Annotated in this window: 20 protein-coding genes; 6 read left to right on the plus strand and 14 right to left on the minus strand. The window is 66.0% G+C overall.

Annotation, left to right across the window (positions count from 1 at the left end; all coding sequences use genetic code 11):
* Positions 1-64: 64 nt before the first annotated feature.
* Entirely contained in the window at positions 65-442 is a 378-nt protein-coding gene (locus tag ABNU97_RS06685) for an MliC family protein (protein ID WP_348765974.1), read from the minus strand.
* 266 nt (positions 443-708) lie between these two features.
* Here ABNU97_RS06685 and ABNU97_RS06690 point away from each other — a divergent pair, with 266 nt between their 5' ends.
* Entirely contained in the window at positions 709-2,781 is a 2,073-nt protein-coding gene (locus ABNU97_RS06690; protein ID WP_348765975.1) for an AsmA family protein, read from the plus strand.
* A gap of 8 nt (positions 2,782-2,789) precedes the next feature.
* On the opposite strand, the gene ABNU97_RS06695 is transcribed toward ABNU97_RS06690, so the two are convergent.
* Entirely contained in the window at positions 2,790-3,416 is a 627-nt protein-coding gene (locus ABNU97_RS06695) for a flavin reductase family protein (RefSeq protein ID WP_348765976.1), read from the minus strand.
* Positions 3,417-3,487: 71 nt separating this feature from the next.
* Positions 3,488-4,678: an L-2-hydroxyglutarate oxidase gene (gene lhgO / locus ABNU97_RS06700; RefSeq protein WP_348765977.1), complete on the minus strand. Its 1,191-nt coding sequence runs from the start codon at positions 4,676-4,678 to the stop codon at positions 3,488-3,490.
* A 124-nt stretch (positions 4,679-4,802) separates the two neighbouring features.
* Here lhgO and ABNU97_RS06705 point away from each other — a divergent pair, with 124 nt between their 5' ends.
* Positions 4,803-5,396, plus strand: a complete 594-nt coding sequence (locus ABNU97_RS06705) for a DUF2946 family protein (RefSeq protein ID WP_348765978.1) — start codon at positions 4,803-4,805, stop codon at positions 5,394-5,396.
* Between the two features lie 96 nt (positions 5,397-5,492).
* Entirely contained in the window at positions 5,493-6,293 is an 801-nt protein-coding gene (locus tag ABNU97_RS06710; RefSeq protein WP_348765979.1) for a creatininase family protein, read from the plus strand.
* 100 nt (positions 6,294-6,393) lie between these two features.
* Here the strand turns inward: ABNU97_RS06710 and ribA are convergent, their stop codons facing one another.
* On the minus strand, positions 6,394-7,542 hold the full coding sequence (ribA, locus tag ABNU97_RS06715) for a GTP cyclohydrolase II RibA (RefSeq protein ID WP_348765980.1): 1,149 nt from the start codon (positions 7,540-7,542) through the stop codon (positions 6,394-6,396).
* A gap of 174 nt (positions 7,543-7,716) precedes the next feature.
* Here ribA and ABNU97_RS06720 point away from each other — a divergent pair, with 174 nt between their 5' ends.
* Complete coding sequence (locus tag ABNU97_RS06720) at positions 7,717-8,556, plus strand: RibD family protein (RefSeq protein WP_348765981.1); 840 nt, start codon at positions 7,717-7,719, stop codon at positions 8,554-8,556.
* A gap of 270 nt (positions 8,557-8,826) precedes the next feature.
* Here ABNU97_RS06720 and ABNU97_RS06725 read toward each other — a convergent pair whose 3' ends face one another.
* Genes ABNU97_RS06725 through ABNU97_RS06745 form a run of 5 tightly spaced genes read right to left on the minus strand, consistent with a single transcriptional unit; the run spans position 8,827 to position 13,101 of the window.
* Positions 8,827-9,804: a lysylphosphatidylglycerol synthase transmembrane domain-containing protein gene (locus ABNU97_RS06725; protein WP_348765982.1), complete on the minus strand. Its 978-nt coding sequence runs from the start codon at positions 9,802-9,804 to the stop codon at positions 8,827-8,829.
* Complete coding sequence (locus tag ABNU97_RS06730; protein WP_348765983.1) at positions 9,801-10,646, minus strand: class I SAM-dependent methyltransferase; 846 nt, start codon at positions 10,644-10,646, stop codon at positions 9,801-9,803. The genes ABNU97_RS06725 and ABNU97_RS06730 overlap by 4 nt, the downstream gene beginning before the upstream one ends.
* Positions 10,643-11,686, minus strand: a complete 1,044-nt coding sequence (locus ABNU97_RS06735) for a glycosyltransferase family 4 protein (RefSeq protein ID WP_348765984.1) — start codon at positions 11,684-11,686, stop codon at positions 10,643-10,645. The genes ABNU97_RS06730 and ABNU97_RS06735 overlap by 4 nt, the downstream gene beginning before the upstream one ends.
* Complete coding sequence (locus ABNU97_RS06740) at positions 11,683-12,081, minus strand: 6-carboxytetrahydropterin synthase (protein ID WP_348765985.1); 399 nt, start codon at positions 12,079-12,081, stop codon at positions 11,683-11,685. The genes ABNU97_RS06735 and ABNU97_RS06740 overlap by 4 nt, the downstream gene beginning before the upstream one ends.
* A 39-nt stretch (positions 12,082-12,120) precedes the next feature.
* Positions 12,121-13,101 carry a zinc-binding alcohol dehydrogenase gene (locus tag ABNU97_RS06745; RefSeq protein ID WP_348765986.1) on the minus strand — a complete coding sequence of 327 codons (981 nt, stop codon included), beginning with the start codon at positions 13,099-13,101 and terminating at the stop codon, positions 12,121-12,123.
* A 216-nt stretch (positions 13,102-13,317) separates the two neighbouring features.
* Between ABNU97_RS06745 and ABNU97_RS06750 the strand changes: the two genes are divergently transcribed.
* Positions 13,318-14,073, plus strand: coding sequence for a CDP-alcohol phosphatidyltransferase family protein (locus ABNU97_RS06750; protein ID WP_348765987.1), 756 nt, complete (start codon positions 13,318-13,320; stop codon positions 14,071-14,073).
* A 115-nt stretch (positions 14,074-14,188) separates the two neighbouring features.
* On the opposite strand, the gene ABNU97_RS06755 is transcribed toward ABNU97_RS06750, so the two are convergent.
* Positions 14,189-14,629 (minus strand): universal stress protein, encoded by a 441-nt coding sequence (locus ABNU97_RS06755; protein WP_348765988.1) that lies wholly within the window; start codon positions 14,627-14,629, stop codon positions 14,189-14,191.
* Positions 14,630-14,825: 196 nt separating this feature from the next.
* Between ABNU97_RS06755 and ABNU97_RS06760 the strand changes: the two genes are divergently transcribed.
* Positions 14,826-16,067 (plus strand): cyclopropane-fatty-acyl-phospholipid synthase family protein, encoded by a 1,242-nt coding sequence (locus ABNU97_RS06760; protein WP_348765989.1) that lies wholly within the window; start codon positions 14,826-14,828, stop codon positions 16,065-16,067.
* Here the strand turns inward: ABNU97_RS06760 and ABNU97_RS06765 are convergent.
* From ABNU97_RS06765 to gspL, 4 genes are all read right to left on the minus strand, one after another.
* A complete protein-coding gene (locus ABNU97_RS06765; RefSeq protein ID WP_348765990.1) occupies positions 16,037-17,464 on the minus strand; it encodes a Na+/proline symporter in 1,428 nt (475 codons plus the stop codon). The genes ABNU97_RS06760 and ABNU97_RS06765 overlap by 31 nt on opposite strands.
* 41 nt (positions 17,465-17,505) lie before the next feature.
* Positions 17,506-18,255, minus strand: a complete 750-nt coding sequence (locus ABNU97_RS06770; protein WP_348765991.1) for a type II secretion system protein N — start codon at positions 18,253-18,255, stop codon at positions 17,506-17,508.
* Positions 18,255-18,755: a type II secretion system protein M gene (locus tag ABNU97_RS06775; RefSeq protein ID WP_348765992.1), complete on the minus strand. Its 501-nt coding sequence runs from the start codon at positions 18,753-18,755 to the stop codon at positions 18,255-18,257. The genes ABNU97_RS06770 and ABNU97_RS06775 overlap by 1 nt, the downstream gene beginning before the upstream one ends.
* A partial coding sequence (gene gspL / locus ABNU97_RS06780; RefSeq protein ID WP_348765993.1) for a type II secretion system protein GspL occupies positions 18,752-19,597 on the minus strand: 846 nt, incomplete at its 5' end. The genes gspL and ABNU97_RS06775, both read right to left, overlap by 4 nt.

Genomic DNA, 19,597 nt, shown 5'->3' on the forward strand with positions numbered 1-19,597 from the left:
GGTGGCGGCCGCGCTGGCGTTGGCGGGTCAGATCAATCCGGCCTGCGGCCATGCGCGGGTCGGTTCATACCGCCACCTGCTCGCAGGTCTGGGTGGCGTTGTCGGCGTTGGGCTGTGACAGCAGCGCCGTGGACCCCGCGCCGTTGCCTTTCGTCCACCATTCGATGGTCTCGCCAACGTAGCGCACGCCGCTGGCCGCAGGCACGACACGCAGCTGGTGGGTTTGCTCGTTGAAGCGCAGCAGCGCCACGGAATCGGTCGGATAGCTCGCCTTGATCTGCAGCCCGTCTTCGCAGCGATACGACAGCAGCTTGACGCCACTGCCGGCCGAGTCGGCGGCGGCCGAAGTCGTGGAATCGCCGCTGGTGGCGCAGCCGGCGACGAGGAAGCTGGCGGCCGCCAGCGTGCCGAGTAGGGTGAGCGAACGCGGAATAGAAAACATGACGGGCTCCATCAATTGACTGTAATAGCGTCGCATATTTGTCGCGATGAGCGCCGCTTACCGACACATGTCGGCGACGTTTACCGCCATAATCAGCTCGCGGACATCGCGCCCGGCGGCTATGTCGGGGTGGCGTCAAGCGACGAGCTGGCGGCGCCGAACCCACCGCGAAGCCAGACCGGCCGGCGTGTTCGCATCGTCGGCAACGCTGGAGTTCAGTGGTGCTTTATCTATCAGCAAGGCCGGGGTGCTTTGAGGAGTTTGCGATGAAACGTGCGCCAAAAATCGGGATCGGTATCGCCGGCGGCCTCGTCGTTCTGCTTTTGATGGTCGTTCTGTTCGTCGTGTTATTCGACTTCAATTATCTCAAGCCCACCGTGAACGAACGGGTGTCGGCCGCGCTGGGGCGCGATTTCGCCATCAATGGCGATCTCGGCCTCGACTGGGACCGGCCCGAAGACGAGCATGGCCTGGCAGCCTGGATCCCCTGGCCGCACCTGCATGCCGAAGACATAACCCTGGCCAACGCCGACGGTTTCGAGGGCGACACGATGGCAGAAATTGCGCGCGTGGACGCCTGGCTTGCGCCGCTGGGGCTGTTTGGCAAGCGCGTGTCGCTGCCGCGCATCGCTTTCAAGGGCGCCGATGCCACGCTCATACGCCAGGCCGACGGGCGGGATAACTGGACCTTCGATCTCGGCGGTGATGCCGACGCCGACGCAGGCGATTCCGAAGGCAGCGGCTGGACAGTGAACGTCGACGAAATCGCCTTCGACAAGGGCCAGGTCCGCTACCGCGACGCCACCCTCGATGCCGATATCCGCCTCGCCGTGGAACCCCTCGGGGCGGCGATACCGTTCGCCCAGGTCACCGGCGACGACAGCGCGGTCAAGGCCGACGCGGACGCGGTACGCGACTACGTATTCGGCTGGAGCATCGACGGGCGTTATCGCGGCGCGCCGCTATCCGGCAAAGGCAAGATCGGCGGCGTGCTCGCGCTCAAGAGCGAAACCACGCCGTTTCCCGTCCAGGCCGATGTGAGTTCGGGCAGTACGCGCGTGCAGATCGCTGGCACGATCAGCCAGCCGCTTAATTTCGGCGGCGCCGACCTGGACGTCGCTTTTTCCGGGGCGAGCCTGGACAACCTCTACCGGCTGACCGGGGTGACGCTGCCGCCCACGCCGGCGTATTCAACGCGTGGCCATCTGACCGCCGAGATCGATCACGAGAAGGGCTCGACGTTTGCCTATCGCAACTTCGCCGGCCAGATCGGCGACAGCGACATTGCCGGCGATCTGACCTTCGACCAGAAGGGCGAGCGCCCGAAGCTGAGCGGCGAGCTCGTCTCCAAGCAGCTGTTGTTCGCCGATCTTGCCCCGTTGATCGGGGCCGATTCGAACGAGCACAAGGCCGAGCGCGGCGAATCCACCCGCCAGCCGGCAGACAAGGTCCTGCCGGTCGAGGAATTCGATACCGACAGCTGGGCCGCCATGGATGCGGACGTGAAGTTCACCGCGCAACGCATCCAGCACGGCGACACGCTGCCGCTCAACGATCTGTATACGCATCTGGTGCTCAACAACGGCGAGATCCTGCTCGACCCGCTGCGCTTTGGCGTGGCCAAGGGCGAACTCAATACCACCCTGCGACTGGAAGGCAACAAATCGCCGCTGGCCGCCCGTGCCGATCTGCATGCTCGCCGTCTGCAGCTGGATGAGATCGTGCCGGCGGTGGAGGCGTTGGATGGCAGTCTGGGCGAAATCAACGCCGATGCCAGCTTCACCGGCACCGGCAATTCGGTAGCGGCCTTGCTCGGCGGTGCCGACGGGCGGCTGACGGTGCTCATCGATCGCGGCGCGATCAGCCGCAACCTCATGGAGCTGGCCGGCTTGAACGTGGGCAACTACGTGGTCGGCAAGCTGTTCGGTGACGAACTGGTCAAGATCAACTGTGCGGCCGCGGATATTCCCATCAAGGAAGGTCTGGCCACGCCCAACGTGTTCGTGTTCGATACCGAGAACGCCATCGTCAACATCACCGGCGATATCGACTTCGGGCCCGAGTCGCTGGATTTGACCATCACCCCCAAGAGCAAGGGCCCGCGGCTGTTTACGCTGCGCTCGCCGTTGTACGTGCGCGGCAGTTTTGCTGATCCGTCGCCCGGGGTGAAGGCCGGTCCGCTGCTGGCACGCGGTGCCGCGGCCGTCGCCCTGGGCGTGGCCGCAACGCCCGCGGCATCGCTGCTGGCCCTGGTTTCGCCGACCGGCGGCGAGGAAAACCAGTGCGGGCCGGTGATCGAGCGGATCCGCGATGCTGGCGAGGACGATGGCGGCCAGTGACCGCGGCCTCAGCGCGGCCGGTGCATGCGAAAGCGTGTCTCGGCGCCGATGGTGAAATAGTCTGCCGGGCCGCCGGCGCGCAGTATCGGCTCGCCGGCAGCGGTGTCGTATACGCCGTCGACGAGCAGCCGCCGTTCGATATGCACGCCCACCACTTCGCCGAGCACCAGCCAGGTATCGGTTTGGCTGCCGTCGGCGCCGGTCAGGCGCAGAACCTGGCTGAGCCGGCATTCGAACGACACCGGCGTTTCGGCAACGCGGGGCACGTCGATCACGCGTGACGGCGCCGGCGTGAGCCCGGCCAGCTCGAATTCGTCCACCTCCGGGTCAACCGCCGCACAGCTTTGGTTCATCGGCTCGGCCAGCGACTCGGTCGCCAGGTTCCAGCCGAACTCGCCGGTCTCCTGAATATTGGCCACGCTGTCCTTGTAGCCCACGCTGGCAAAGCCGATGATCGGCGGCGTGTAGTTGAAGGCGTTGAAGAAGCTGTAGGGCGCGAGGTTGAGCACGCCGTTCGCGCTCCTGGACGAAATCCAGCCGATCGGGCGCGGCGCGACCAGCGCGTTAAACGGATCGTGCGGCAGGCCGTGGCCGTTACGGGGTTCGTAGAAGTGAAACGGGTCGTGATCGCTCATGGATTTTCCTTGGCGCGGGCGTAGCAGGCGATGCTAACCCGTAGGGCTGCGTGTGCAAGACAGCCGTCTGCTCAATCGCGCGCCAACAGGCGATCGACGATATGCGCGGCGATCGGCAGCGCCGAGGTGGCAGCCGGCGAGGGCGCATTGCCGACATGCAGGGTGCGCGGCGTATCGACGAACTGAAAATCGCCGATGAGGGTGCCATCACGGGCGACCGCCTGGGCACGCACGCCGGCCGGGTGGGCTTCGAGATCGTCGAGTTCAAGCTGCGGACAGTAGCGTTGTATTCGTGCCAGATAGGCGCGTTTGGATAACGAGTTTCGCAGCTCGTGCAGGCCGGGGCGGACATGGCGCACGAGCATGCGTCGTACGCCGGCGAAGGCGAGCATTTCGGCCGTGTCGCGCACGCTGAAGTCACGGGCGCGATAGCCTTCGCGGGCGGTGGCGAGGACCGCATTCGGCCCGACGGTGATCGAGCCATCGATCATGGGCGTGAGGTGCACGCCCAGAAACGGCATGGCCGGGTCGGGCACCGGATAGATCAGATGCCGCACCAGGTCATGGCGGCTCTCGCGCAGGCGGTAATACTCGCCGCGAAACGGGCAGATGACAAAACCCGGCTCGATATCGAGCATGCGTATCAGTCGATCGGCCATCAGTCCGCCGCAGGCGACCAGTTGGCGCGCGTGCAGCGTGTCGCCATCAGTCTCGACCACGACCTCGCTGGCATATTCCCGCAGATTGCCTACGCCGGCGTTGCAGCGGATCTCGCCACCGCCGGCTTCGATATCGGCGGCCATGGCGTGGCAGAGCGCACGATAGTCGACGATGCCGCTGCTGGGCACATGGATGGCGGCCACGCCGCGAACCGCGGGCTCGCGTTCGGCCAGTTCATCCGCGTCGAGCCAGTGGCGCTCGATGCCGTTGGTGCCCATACGATCGAACAGGGTTTCAAGGCCCGCGCACTCTTCGGGCGCTGTGGCCACCAGCAGCTTGCCGGGCGTGTCGAAGGGGATGGCGTGCGCCGCGCAGAACGCTTTCGTCGCCGTATTGCCGGCGATACAGAAACGGGCCTTGAGCGAATTCGGCGCGTAATAGACCCCCGCGTGGATCACGCCCGAATTGTGACCGGTCTGATGGGCGCCCAGCCCGGGCTCCTTTTCCAGCACCACCAGCCGTTGCCCGGGCTCGCGGCGCAGCAGTTCGCGGGCGGTGGCCAGGCCCACGATACCGCCGCCGATGACGATACGATCGTACATGCGGCGATTGCAGCAGATCGGGGTCGCCCACGCCACTCGCGAACGCCCGGCCCGGATGCCGGGCCTGTCGCGCCATGCCGGGTGCATCGTATGATCGCGGGTCTAGAACCGAAGAGCGAAAGCCATGGATGACTGGGTAGAACGCGCGATGGCGCGCATGCCGAACGTACCTGCACTGTTCGGCTGGCTGGGGCTGAACCGGCGCGGCGAATGGCTGATTCAGGGCGAGGTGATCCGCCACCGACGGATCGTGGACACCATCGCGCGCAACTACGGCGTGGACGAATACGGGCGCTGGTTTTTCCAGAACGGGCCCCAGCGCGGCTATATCACGCTGGAATACGCGCCGCTGATCGCGCGCGTGCAGGCCGACGACCGGCTCGTTACCCATACCGGTCAGCCGATCGACAAGGCGCGCGGCCTGTATCTGGACGAAGACAGTAACGCCGTGCTCGATAGCGACGCCGGCGCGGTGCTTATCCAGGGCGCGGATCTGGCCTGGGTGCTGGAACACCTGCGTGCCAGCGGTAGCGACGCCGAGGTGGAAGAGGCGGCACTTGCCGAGGCACTGGAAGCCGCGCCGGGTCGCCCAACGGGTCTGGAGCTCGTCTTTGCCGGTGAACGCCTGCCGGTTCATCGCTGCGACCGGGCCGACATGCCGGCGACGCTTGGCTTCGTGGCCGAGCCGGCGCCGCGCGACGGCGAAAACAGCAACTAGAGCCTTTCTCAGGCGACGACGAGCCACCATGAATCAAGCGATCAACGCGTTCGACAAACCCACAAGTCGGCGACTGCCCGTGGTCGAGGCCTGAGCATGGCCTGGTACTACTGGCAAGACCTGACCGGCCCCGAGCTGGACGCGTTGGCCGACGACGCCGCTCTGGCCGTACTGCCGGTCGCCGCGATCGAGCAACACGGCCCGCACCTGCCGCTGGCCACCGACGTCACCATTGGCGAAGGTCTGCTGAGCGCGGCCCTGGAACGCCTGCCCGACAACAGTGCGCCGGTGTTCCTGTTGCCCACGCTGGCCATCGGCGCGAGCCTGGAACATACGAACTATGCGGGCACGCTCAGCCTCGCGCCGGAAACCGCGATCACCACGATCGAATCGATCGGCGCGGCGCTGGCCCGTGCAGGGGTACGGCGGCTGCTGTTGTTCAACAGCCACGGCGGCAACAAGGCGGTGCTCGATCTGGCCGCGCTCAAGCTGCGCGCCGCCCACGACATGCTGGTGGTCAAGGCCAACTATTTCCGGTTTGCGGCACCGGCGAACAGCCTGGCAGCGCATGAGATGGCCCATGGCCTGCACGGCGGGGCGCTGGAAACCTCGCTCATGCTGCATTTCGCGCCAGAGGCCGTACGCCGGGCGCATATCGCCGACTTCAAGCCGATTGGCGCGCGTCGGGCCGAGGCGGGGGCCACACTCCTACCGGAAGGCGATGCCGGCTTTGCCTGGATGGCCGAGGATCTACATCCGGCCGGCGTGGCCGGCGATGCGCGTCTGGCCAGCGCCGAGCACGGCGCCGCGTTTGCCGCCCAATTTGGCGCGCGCCTGGCCGAGATCATGGCCGAAACGCTGGCCTTTGATCTGAAAACGATCGGCCACCGCGCGTAGTACGCGCCCGGCGCCCGACGAACGGCACGAGGCGGGCTGTCCGCGAACGAACGCGATTACAGGCCGATAAGACAACAGGCCGGTTGTTTTCGATCAGCGATCAGCGATCGGCGGCTTCTGCGTCTTCCGGCGTGGCGCCCAGCACCTGGTCCAGCCAGTGGCCGGCGCGGGTGGCCTTGGCGGTGAGGTAACGCCGGTTCTGATGGGTGACCCGGCCGTAGACGCCGCTGCGCTGGACGACTTCGACGCCGCCACGGCTCATGGCCTCGATCTTGGTCGGGTTGTTGGTCAGCAGCTCGATACGCCGGATTTCCAACTGTGCCAGCATTTCCAGCGCCACGTTGTAGCTGCGCTCGTCGTCGCCGAACCCCAGAACATGGTCGGCATCGACCGTATCCAGCCCTTCGTCCTGCAGGCTGTAGGCGCGCAGCTTGTTGGCCAGCCCGATGCCGCGGCCTTCCTGGGCCAGATAGAGCAACACGCCGCCGCCGTGGTCGGCGATCTTGGCTACGCTCGAGCGCAGCTGCTCGCCGCAGTCACAACGCAGGCTGCCGAACAGATCGCCGGTCAGGCAGGCCGAATGCAGGCGTACCGGCACGGCGTCCGCCCATTGTTCCGGATCGCCGATGACGATGGCCAGATGCTCGCGCATTCCGTCGGCTTCGCGAAACAGCACGAAGCGCGAGCGCGGTGCATCGTCCAGTGGGACGTCGGCGGCGCTGATGCGCTTGAGAAAATAGGGCGCGTTGTTTTCGTAGTCGGCCACGGCGTCGGTATCGATGGCCAGCAGGCTGCCGTCCTTAATCCGGGCCTCGATCGCGGCGAGGCGCTCGTCGGTGACCGGAGCCGTGATTGCGGCCGGAATGAGCAGACCGCGGCGCATGAGGGATAGGCCGGCGACATCGCCGTCGCAGGCGTTCGCTATCTCGTCGGCTGCGGGCTGGGATTTCGGATGCCGTGCGCAAGCCCAGTCAATGACCTGGGCCGCGCTGTCGTGCTCGCCAATCGGCAAGGCCATGCTTTCGTGCTCTGTATCGATGCCCAGCACTTCCAGACGGTGGCGGGTCACGATCAGGGAACAGGGATTGCCCGCATGTTCGGCCAAGCGCTTGAGCGCATCGTCGCTCATGCCTTCCAGCGGGGCGACCAGGGTGGCCGGATGCGAGTTATCGGTCTGTGGGCTGCTGCTGCGGATGAGTACGGGCAAGCCGCGCCGCAAATCGAATATCGATCGTTCCACCTGTCGCATACTGTCTCTCAATCCGGTCCCTGTACGTAAAAATCAAGCCGCATGCGCCGGGCATGCGTGATCGTCGCTTCACAGGCGTTCGCATAGGGCGACGCAATATCCTAGAGTCTGTGGCCCGCGCGGTTTTCCGCGCCGCGTTGGACCAAGGATTGCGGCGAGCAAAAAATGCCTGTGATGGACGACGATTACGCCTGGCGGTTGATTCAGGATGCACGCAGCAAAGCGCGCGTCGCGCCGACCACGCTTGCCGATAGCAAGGCGCAACAGTCGCCCATCATAATAGATGAACGCCATGCATGGCAGTTCGAGGGCGAGTGTTCGGCCTCGGCCGCTGCGCTGCTCGACGCGCTGCTGCCGGTCGCGCTGGGCGGGCCGCATTTCGTGATCGCACAGCTCGGCCAGAGCCTGGATGGGCGAATCGCCACCGACAGCGGACACTCCCACTATGTCACCGGCCACGCCAGCCGTATTCACCTGCATCGACTGCGCGCGCTGGTGGACGCGGTGATCGTGGGTGCTGGCACCGTCGCCGCCGACGACCCGCAGCTGACGGTCCGGCACGTGGACGGTACGAATCCGGTGCGCGTGGTGCTCGATCCCCGGGCGCGCCTGCACGCAGATCGCGGTCTTTTCGCCGATACCGAGACGCCTACGCTGCATGTCGTCGGCCCCGAGGCCGGGCCCAGCCCGGCCGGCGTAGAGCGCGTGGTGCTCGACTGCCCGGCGCAGGCGATGGACCCGGCCGCGGTGCTCGCCATGCTCGCCGACCGTGGCCTGACTCGCGTGCTCGTAGAGGGCGGCGGGGTGACGATCTCGCGCTTTCTCGACGCCGGCCTGCTGGACCGCCTGCATGTGGTGGTCGCCCCCATGCTCATCGGCTCGGGGCGCCCGGCGCTGTCGCTGGAACCGATCATGCGCCTCGACACCGCGCTGCGGCCGAGCTGCCGACATCAGGTCATGGGCGACGATATGTTTTTCGATCTGGATTTGCGCACGCCCGCATCGCCTGGTTAGAAACCTCGGTACGCGAATAACGCCGGCTGATATCCGCAGATTGCGTCGATGCGCTGAGTTGGCCGTAGTAGGCGATCGACGCCGATCACACGGATCAAAGACAGCAATTTGCGCTGGTTCGGTATTGCCTGATGCAGGTGGCGCGCTTGGTCATCTGTGCAATCCAGGGAATATGCGGTTGCTCTTCAAGAACGGAGCCGTTGAATCCAGGCACCAGGCACCGCCACGACGTCTATGGAACAAGGATTAGCCCGCCATCGGCATCCGGACTTATTTGCGAATGTCCGCCTTGATTTTCGTGTTGCCAGCACTCAGCCGCCCATCTCTGGGCCAGGCGAGTACGAGCGCGCCAGGCATGCTGGACACGAGCACCAGCACGCCGTAACACAGCGACAGCGCGACGCCCTCGTGGGCGGGCAGTCCGGCCAGTGACCAGACCAGCGCGGCCGCGCCCTCGCGCAGGCCCCATCCGGCGATTGACAGCGGCAGCGCCATTACGAGAAGCACCGGCGGTATTAGCCAGACCAGCGTGCTGACCGGTGTGGTCAGATCGATGGCCTGGGCACAGAGCAGAAATACGCCGATATAGCTTGCGACTACGATCAGTGAACTGGCGAACTGAGCCGGCCAGACGTGGCGCGAGAGCAGGCTACGCCGCAGGTTTGTTGCGAAGGCGTTGATTGCTGCAGCGACACGGGCATTACGCCAGGCCAGCGCGGCGCTCGCCGCGATCAGCAACGCAAGCGTGACGGCCACGGCCATGCCCGACGGCGTGCTGATGGGGGCCGTGGAAAAGCGCGCTGCCATGCCCCGGGCAAGCAGCGGCGACTGCCAGAACGCCGCCACGGTAACGAGCACGAGCGACAGCTGGCCGGAAAAGCGCTCGATGAATACGGCATGCCAGGCGGCGACGGTGTCGGCATCGCCGCGCGCGTGGCGCCAGGCACGATTGGCGTCGCCGAGTACGCCGCCCGGCAGGATCTGATTCAAGAAGGTGGCAAGATAATATTCGCGAATCGCTGCACCCAGCGACAGGGTCAGGCCCATGCAGCCGGCCGTAAGTCGCCAGCGCCAGGCCGAGATCGCTACCTGCGGCACGGTGAGTGCGAGTGCGGCGGCAAGCCATGGGTAGCGCAGGTCGTGGAGCTGCCGCGTTACCGCGCCCGCGTCGATTTGCCAGAGTACCGCCGCAAGTACAACGAGCGTGGTCAGCGCACGCAGCCCGGTACCCCAAGCCGAACGGCTCATGGCCCGGGCGTGGCGAACAGATCCTGGTGGCCGACACGGATGACCAGCGCGTTCGCCCTGAGCGCGCTTGTACGTGCGCGCGCCCAGGCATCGATCCGGGCGCCGGCATCGGGCGCCTGTTCACGCGCGGCGCTGCGCCAGCCTTCGATCAACGCCGCGCCGAGCTCGGCGTCGCGGGCATCGATATGCCATGGGCTGGCGGCCAGACTTACATCGTAGCCCAGGGCTTCGAACGCCTGGCGCAGCACGGTGGGCGCGTCGGCGCCGAGGGCGGTGCCAAAGCTCTTGTCCCGGCGCTGATGGGCGGCCAGAAGATCGGTGACGAACTCATCGTCGGCGATCGCGGGCGTGAGGTCGATGCACCCGTCGATGCTCAGCACGAACAGGACGGCCGCCGAGCGGTCGGCACAGGCACGGGCGAGGCGCTCGATCCATTCGCGGGTGACCAGGTCGAACAATGCCGAGGCCGTGACTAGCTCGGCGCCGTCGAGGGCGGCTTCGAAACGGGCGTGATTGAGGTCCAGCGTATCGGTTTCGATGGTGATGGGCGCGCCGGCCGGGTCGACGAGCGTGGCCGCGTCGCGCTGTGCTGCGCCGAGCAAGGCGGGATCGTGATCGATAAGCCGCCAGTGTTGCGATCGAGCCAGCCGCGAGGCGAGATAACGCAGGTTGGACCCGCGCCCGGCGCCCAGGTCCACGATCCGGTGTTCGCTCGAAGCGCGCTGGGCCAGCCAGTGGGCAGCGGCTTCGGTGAGCGATTCGGCACGGGCTCGATGATCGACGGGCTCGCGCAAGCTCAGCCAGTCGGCTTCGAAGTGGCTGTGCGGGGTGGATTCGGTCATGACGCGAGCACCGCCGCGAATCGGCGCGCGACCGCGGGCCAATCGCGCTGACGTGCGCGCGCGCTGCGCGCGGCGGCCGCCGCGCAGCCCCGCTGTTCGGCGTCGTCGATGAGCGTGCGCAGCGCCTGTGCCAGCGCGTTCGCATCGCCCGGCGCCACCGACATGCCCGCGCCGGTGGGAAAGGTATCGGCCAGCGCGCCGCCGGTGGTGGTTACGATCGGCAGCCCGTGGGCCACGGCTTCGTCGATGACCATGCCATAGCCTTCGTAGTAGGAGGCGAGCACGAAGACATCGGCAGCGGCATAGTGCGCGTCTATTGACTCGCTATCCTGCGGGCCGTGCACGCGAATGCGCTCGGCAAGGCCGTGGTGCTCGATGGCTTCGCGCACGGCCCGGGCTTCGTTGGCGTCGCGCTGATCGTCGCCGACGAAATCGCAGCGCCAGTCGAGATCGGCGACCTGAGCCAGCGCCTCCACGAGCAGGCGATGGCCCTTGCGCGGGGTCAGGCTGGCCACGCATAGCAGACGACAGGGCCCTTGCGAGGCGGTTCGTGCCTGTATGGCCGGCCGCACACCGGGTTCGACGACCGTGATACGGCTTTCTTCGGCGAGGTTGAGGGCGACCAGCCGGCGCGCGGTGAACTGGCTGGTGACCACCACACGGGCCGCGCAGGCCAACGTGCGACGCTCGGCCTCAAGCAGGCGTTGCCGGGTATCGGCTGCCAGCCCGGTCTCGTCGCAGAGCGGATGGTGTACCAGCACCACGAGCGAGCGGTTGGCGGCATGCCGTTCGACCACCTCGGGCAGCCCGCCGGCGGCAAGGCCGTCGATAACGATCGACGTATTCGGCGCACAGGCCGCCAGCGCCCGGTCGAGGGCGCTTACCGCGGCGCTATCCGGAACCGGAAATACGCCGTCGAGTTCGATAACGTCGACGTCGATGCCGTCCGACCTGAGGCCCCCGACGATGGCGCGATCGTAGAAATAGCCGCCGGTGGGCTGGTCGATCGCGCCGGCCACCAGGAACGAAACCTGCCTCACACGTTGCCCTCGTAGCTCGCCCAGGCGATATGCGATTCCGCCAGGGTGACGCGCATGGCGGCAAGGGCGGTGGCCGTGCTGCCCAGCTCGCCGGCATGGATGGCGCTGCGCAGCCGATCGAATACGACCTTGGCCAGGAATTCGGTGGTGGTATTGCGGCCGTTGAATTCGTCGACGTCGTCGAGATTGCGCATGTTCAGCTCCGCCAGGGTCCGCTTGAGGGCGTCGCTGGCGAGGCCGATATCGATGACCAGGTCGCTTTCATCGAGTTCGGCGCGCATGAAGGATACGTCCACCACATAGGTCGCGCCGTGGGTGTGCTGGGCCGGGCCGAAGATTTCGCCGGTAAAACTATGGGCGATCATGAAATGATCGCGAACGGTGAGGCTGAACATATTCAGTCCTTATCTTGATTGCTAGAGAAAAACGCCCGGTCAGTCGTAGCGGATGCGCTGGCACAGGCTGTTATCGGCCGGCGATGCCAGACGATGCATGACCGACGGCAGATCGTCGAAGGCGGCGTCCTTGGCTTCAAAGAGGGCATCGAAGCGGGCATCGGCAAGCAGCGAGACGGCCAGCGCCAGACGCGAGCCGTGATCGCGCCGCGAACGCCGGCTGGGCGATACCGCACCCACCTGGCTCGAACGCAGCGTCAGCCGCTGGGAATGAAATGCGCCGCCCAGACCCACGGTGACCGGCGTAGCACCATACCAGCTCATTTCCAGCACCGTGGCTTCGAAGCCGGCCAGCGCAATCGCCGTGTCCAGGCCTGCACTGCTCGCACTGGCATGTACGACCACGTCGCGATCGCCAGTCGCTGCGTCGGGCCGTCGGAAGGCCACGCCGAGGGCCTGCGCCAGCGCGCCCTTGTCGGGGTCGATATCGACCAGTTCGACGGCGGTGCCCGGGATACCGGCCGCAAGACCGGCAATCAGAGCGCCGATTACCCCCGCGCCGATCACGCTGACGCGGTCGCCCACGCCGATGCCGGCATCCCAGAGGGCGTTCACCGCGGTTTCCATATTCGCAGCGAGCACGGCGCGTGCTGCGGGCACGTCGGCAGGCAACGCCACGACCGCGTCGACGTCCACGACGTAGCGTGTCTGATGCGGATAAAGGCAGAACACCTCGCGGCCCAGCCAGTCTTCGGGGCCTTCTTCGACGACGCCGACGTTGGCATACCCATGCTTGACGGGGCCCGGCAGGCTGCCCGACTGAAACGGTGCGCGCATGCGTTCGTATTCGCTTTCAGGCACCGCGCCGGAGAACACCAGTGTTTCGGTACCGCGGCTTACCGCCGAGTAACGGCTGCGTACAAGCAGCTGTCCGGGCGCGCGTTCGGGCAACGGCTGCCGGTGCAGCGCACAGGCGTTGGGCGGCTCCAGCCATAGGGCACGGGCAAAACGGTCGGTCATGCGTATGTCATACAATTGCAACGAAAGGAGACAGGTTTACGTAAACTCGTCAACGCGGCGGGTGGGTTGCGCCAGCCCCGCGAAAGGCCTACCGGCGCCCCCGTGCGCTGCCCACGAGTAAGAACCCAAGTGCGAAATGTAACCCGCATCACGCCTTTGCAGCGACCAGCGACTTTTCCGCGCGTCCCGGGAAGCCCGCGTGCGGTCAGTACCAACGTGCGCGAGCACGGCCGTTTGCTGTCTTCGCAGGGCGACGATGCGCGCGCCGCGGTGATCGAGTTGCTGTTCGGTTTCACCGCGCTTGGCGTGGTCATGGAGGTGTTGCTTTACGCGCTGGCAGGCCCGGCGGCGCTCCGCTTGACCGTAGCCGGACTTTATCTGGCCCTGGCCGCGCTGCTCTATGTCCGCCGCTCGGCCTGGCCACGGCCGTTCGGCTGGGCCAATCGGATTACGCTGCTACGCGGCGCGATCGTCATGCTTCTCGCCGGTGCCGGCCTGTTCCCCATGTTCTTGAGCGAACACGTTCATGTATTTGTCGCCATGGCGATCGGCTGTTTGCTGCTGGACGGGGTAGACGGTTGGGTGGCGCGCCGCACCGGCAGCAGCGGTGCCTTCGGCGCCCGTTTCGATATGGAGCTCGATGCGTTCTTCCTGCTGGTCTTGTCGCTCGTGGTTGTTGCGCTGGGCAAGGCCGGTCCATGGGTGCTGGCGATTGGGCTGGCGCGCTATATCTTCATAGCGGCGCAGATGCTGTTCCCGGCGCTCAAACGGCCGTTGCCGCCTTCTGTGCTGCGCAAGACCGGCTGCGTGTGGCCGGGCGCGACGCTCATGCTCTGTCTGTTGCCGGTGGTCACGCCGCCCGTGGCCCGCGTGGCGCTGCTAGTCGCGCTGGCGCTACTGTTGCTGTCGTTCGGCCGGGATATCCTATGGCTGCTGCGCCGTGCGCATGCGCCCATCGCCGGCGCCGACTAGCCCTGATTCGACCGCCCAGGCCGACGAGCACGCAAGCGACCGCGGGCCGCCCGGGCTTGGCAACCCGCGCTGTCCCATGCGCCTTGCGGCGCGCAGCCGCCGGACAAGTTTTTGTCTAACGCGTGGTCAGGCAGGCACAGGGCGCCAGATGCGCGACCTTGTGCGACGTGCTGCCGATCACCAGGCCGGTGAAATCACTGAGTCCACGGCGGCCCATGATGATCAGATCGGCGTCGACGCGCTTGGCAGCGGCTACGATCTGCTGGGCCGGGTCTCCGCCCAGTATCTCGGTTTCGATTTTCTTGCATCCGGCAGCCTCGAGCAGGCTGCGCGCGGCCGCTACGACCGATTCGCCCGCGGCTTCCAGTTCGGCCCGGGAGGGCTGCAGGGTGATCGCCGCGCCGCCGAGCGCGAGCGTCTTTTCGTGCCCGGTATGTTGAGGAATATGCACCACGTGCACCGCAGCGTCGTAGCGCTGGCCCATATCGGCTGCGATATCGATGGCGCGTTTCGAGTGCTCGGAGCCGTCGACCGCGACGACGATGGCGTTGAACATCATCTTTCTCCTTGTGAAACCGGCTTGGCTCCAGAGTACACGCCCGAGCGTGCATGAAAAGCGTGTGCGCAATGGAAATCGGGCATGTTTTATGATTGTGTAATATGCAGGTAAAAGATGACTGTGTAATATTTATGCAGGCATGAGAACGCGGTCGGGCGTCGCGCATGCGTCGTCCGGCCAGGGCGGGGACATCATGAAGACACGGTTTTTCGACCGGTTGATCGCTCAAGGCACGCTCGTCGTGCACTTCCCGGATACAAACACGCGGATCATCGGCCAGGGGCCGCCTACAGCGCATATCCATCTGCGCGAACGCAAGGTACTGGCGCGGCTGCTCTCGGATCCGGAAATGGCTTTCGGCGAAGCCTATATGGACGGTGACTGGTGGCCGGGCGAGGGCGGCCTGCTGGCAGTTTTCGAGCTGTATTTCACGAACGCGGACAAGTTCGGTTCCAACCCCATCCTCGATCTGGCGCGCCATGCGCTGCGCGGGCTTCGCGAAGCCAATTCGCGGCTGCGCTCACGACGCAACGTCAGGCACCACTACGATATCGATCACGAACTGTTCGCACGCTTTCTCGATAGTGAGATGCACTATTCCTGTGCCTATTTCGAAAGCCCCGACATGGACCTGGAAGCGGCCCAGCAGGCCAAGTGTCGCCATATCGCGCGCAAGCTCTGTCTCGAGCCGGGCGATCGCGTGCTCGATATCGGCTGCGGCTGGGGCGGACTGGCGCGCTATCTTGCCCGGCATTACGACGTGACCGTCACCGGGCTGACGCTCTCCGACGACCAGTACGAATATGCGCAGGCGCGCGCCCAGCATGAAGGGCTGGCCGATCGCCTGCGTTTTCTCAAGCAGGACTATCGCGAACACCAGCGCCAGGAAAGCGATGGCTACGACGCCATCGTGAGCGTGGGTATGTTCGAACATGTCGGCCGGCCACAGTTTCAGATCTTTTTCGATCAGCTGCAGCGTTTGCTCAACCCCGGCGGGCGCAGCCTGATCCATACGATCGGGCGAAACGGCCCGCCGATCGAGGACACCCACGGCTGGATCGAGCGCTATATCTTCCCCGGCGGCTATGTGCCTTCGCTGTCAGAGGTTGTGCCCTGTATCGAGAAGACGGGCATGAGTCTGGCGGACGTCGAAGTGTGGCGGCTGCACTACGCGCGCACGCTGGACTGCTGGAACCAGCGCTTTCAACAGCATCGCGAGGCGTTTCGCGACCGCCTGGGCGAGCGCTTCTGCCGGATGTGGGAGTTCTATCTGCTGGGCTGCCAGGCCATCTTTCGCTGGGGCGAGCTGGTGGTGTTCCATCTCCAGCTTGCCCAGCGCAATGATGTGGTGCCGGTGACCCGTGATTATCTCTACCGCGCTCGACTCGAGGCGCCGCGTCGAATTCAGGATACCGAGTTCGACCGCACCGGCTGAATGCTACCCCAACGCAGGCGCGTGGCGATGGTGGTCGCCAGAAACAGCGTGGTACACAGTGCCAGCCCCCAGACGTTGATGCCGAGCGTCTGTGCATACGGGCCGCTGCCCAGCGACAGGGCGTCAGGAATCAGGTCGAGGCCGGCCAGGCGTTCGAGCGCCAGGGCAATCCCGATCACTACCCCCGGCCACAGGGCCACGTGAAACGACAGTCGACCGGCGCCGGGCAGCCAGGCCAGCAGAAAGATCGGCGCCAGACCCATGATGGCGGTGCCGCTGATGGTAGTCGCGGCGATCACGGCCGGGCCGACGCCTTTGATATACAGCGACAGCAGCGGCAGATTGCCCAATAGGGCGATGATCCACATCGCCCGGCGGCCGCGCTGCTGGTCCTTATGGGTGGGCACGGCACGGGCGACGCGCCAGTCGCGGGCGGTGAACTTCGCTGTGGAGGCCAAGGTGGAATCGAGCGTCGAGCCAGCGCTGGCCAGCATTACCGCGTTGAACAGCAGCATCATGCCCAGGCCCAGCGCCATGGGTACGGCCACGGCGACCGACGGCGTTGCCGGGATGTTTTCGGCCAGGGCATAAAGGCCGGCTACGCTAAAGCCGGCAATCAGCGCGCCGCCGAGCAGCGCGGCGAGTACGAAGCTGGCCACCATCTTGTGCGGCGGACTGACGAAGGCGCGGTCGGTAAGTACCGGATCGTGAAAGCCGTACGACAGCGTCTGCACGAGGGCCAGCACGGCAAAAGTAATACCGTGCATGCGCATCTCGGCGCTGACCAGCGGTGCTGCGGCGCCGGTGCCCGTGGCGCCGATCAGGCCCGGCGCCAGTACCACGAGAGTAACGACCAGCAGCAGCGCAATCAGCACCATCTGGGCCGCGTCGGTCACGATCGAGGAACGCAGCCCGCCGCGGCGGGCGTAGTAGAGGGTCAGGCCGGTGAAAGCGATCACCGCCACCCAGTAGGGCGTGCTGCCTTCGCTGCCGAAATAGAGGGCGGCGACCTTGGTGTTCGACCAGATCTCGTTGAACAGGCGAATGCCGATCACGACCAGAAACAGCCGGGTGGCGGTTGCGCCGTACTTACGCTCGAGAAATGCGGCCAGCGAATTGTCGTGGCCGTAGCGGCGGATGAAGTAGACCGCAACGGCCACCACCACGAAGGCCAGCCAGTAGCTGGCATAGCCGATGCCGCCCCAGTAGCCGAAAGCGGCGGTCAGGTTCATGGCGTTGTCGACGCTCTTGGCCATTACCCAGGAGATGGCCGCCGACGCGCCGAGCAGCCATACGCCGGGGCTGCGCCCGCTCAGCGAATGACCGCCAAAAAACCCCATCGGCCCGCTGGCACGCGGGGTAGCCCGAAGCACGATCAGGGCATAAGCCGCGAACACCAGCCATGGCGTGAACGCCAGGGCGCCGGTCAGCAGGTGATTCAGAGTCGTCCCTGTTCGCGGATCGGATGCCAGCCGTCGCCGTCGGCACGGCCGAGCTGGTCGAGCATTTGCGGCAGGCGTTCATCGGCACCGGCACGCGCGCGCAAACGTACGTCCAGCAGATAGCGCCGCGTCGCATCGAGCGTCAGTTCGCCGTCGATCGCGAGCGGGCCCTCGCTTTCCACCACCGTCGCACGCAGGCCCTCATCGGCGTGGGCAAGGGCCGCCGTGAAGCGACCCAGGGGCACCGGTGGGTTGAACAGCTGCCAGCGCGTGTTCACCAGGCTGATCTGGCCGGCAAGGGCGTCGAAGTGCAGTTCGTCGTCGAACACCGCTTCGTCGATATTCACCCGGACATCGCCCGACAGCGGCAGGAAGGTATAACCGCCGAGTTTGGCCAGCCAGCCTGCCGAGGCGCTGCCGGTCACGTTCTTGATGGTGGTTTGCCCGAACAACGAACGCGAGACATCGGCATCGAAGCCGCTGAGGTCGGAGTCGATCTGCAGGCGGGCGCTGATACGGGCGAGCAAAAGCGACGCCGGTTCCAGCTGCCAGGAGACGTTTTCGATAGCGCCGTCGGGCCCGGAAATATAGCTGGCCCGGCCGTCGAAGAGCGTGCCGCTGACGCCGCCCATGGAAATGGGGCCCATCTGTTGCGCCCAGCCGGCCGCCACCCGGGCCGGCAGGAAGGCCACCAGTCCGATGACGAAAGCGACCAGGCCGATCAGGCCATAGCGAAGCGCGCGCATCAAGCGTTGCCTCGCGCGAGCGTCAGTCGTGCCTGCACGGTGCCGGCCTCCTCATCGCGTGTGATGGTCATCTGCTGGGCCGCCACGCCGTAGTCGCGCTGCAGGCTGCGCAGCCAGAACAGCATCTGGTTGAAGTTGGCCTTTTCGAGGGTGACCGTGGCCTGGTCATCGTCGTCCGGCTGGATGCGTCGTACTGCCTCGCCCAGGCCGTTTTCACGGCTGGTGGTGTCCACGATCGACAGCAGTGAATCGTTGCGGCCCTGAATACGGCGCTGGGTATTGTCGGCCTGCAGCAGGCGAGCTTCGTCGCGAATACCCAGCATCCAGCGCGTTTCGTCTGCCTGTGCAGTCAGGCGCAGGCGGCCTTCCTCGACGCTGGTGTTGAGCGGACGCCACAGCGCGTAATAGAACAGGGCGATCGTTACGACGATCGCACAGGTGATCACCGCCACACGCTCGCGCGGAGCCAGGCCTTCGTACCACTGGCGTAATGCGTTCATGAGGACCCCGCGCTGACGCTGGCACGTATCTGCACGCCGTTGGCGGCTGCGTCGGCGCTTTCCACGTTCAGCGTGGTGCCGGGCTGGCGTGCAAAGCCGGCGCGCAGGGCTTCCAGCGACTGCACGCTGTCGCCGCGCAGGCTCAGATACAGCGCGCCATCACGATACTGCAGAGACTGAATGGTCAGGTTGCCGGCCTGGCCGGTGACTTCGGCCGTGGCCTGGAGCAGCGGAAACACACCGCCGCTGCCGCCGCTGCCACGCAGCTGGCGTATGTTCTGTTCGGCCTGCACGCGCAGGTCGTTGATGGTGCCGACCCTTGGAAAGGTTTCCCGAAACACGCTTTCGCTGCGCGCTTCGAGGGCGTCGATACGCTGGTGGAGCTGGTAGCTTTCGATGCCGCGCGCGGCCAGGGCAACCAGCAGCCAGGCGGCAGCCAGGCCTGCGGTGAGCCGAAACGGCTGCCACCAGGCCTGCATCGCCGAGGCACGCGCAAACACGCCCTGACGCAGGTTGATGCCGGTACGCGCATGGGCATCGGCTCGGGCCAGAAGCTGGGCGAAGACGGTGTCGTCGTCGCCGTGTTCGATCGATTCCAGCTCCGGCGCCGGCTCCAGGGTCCGTTCGTCGCGCAACCGTTGTGTGATGGCACTGTTTTCGGCCGCTTCGACGCACAGCCGCGCGGGCGGCGTGCAGCCGCCGGCCAGCACCGGCCATAGCGAGGGTTCGCAGGCAAAGCCGTGGCCGCTCTCGGTTCGGGTGAGCACGCGCTCGTCGATCACGGCCACATGCCAGCTCTGCTCGGCGTTGGGCAGGGCGAATACGTCCGGCACCGCCTGTAC

The sequence above is a fragment of the uncultured Salinisphaera sp. genome (genome assembly GCF_964012375.1).
Taxonomy (GTDB): domain Bacteria; phylum Pseudomonadota; class Gammaproteobacteria; order Nevskiales; family Salinisphaeraceae; genus Salinisphaera.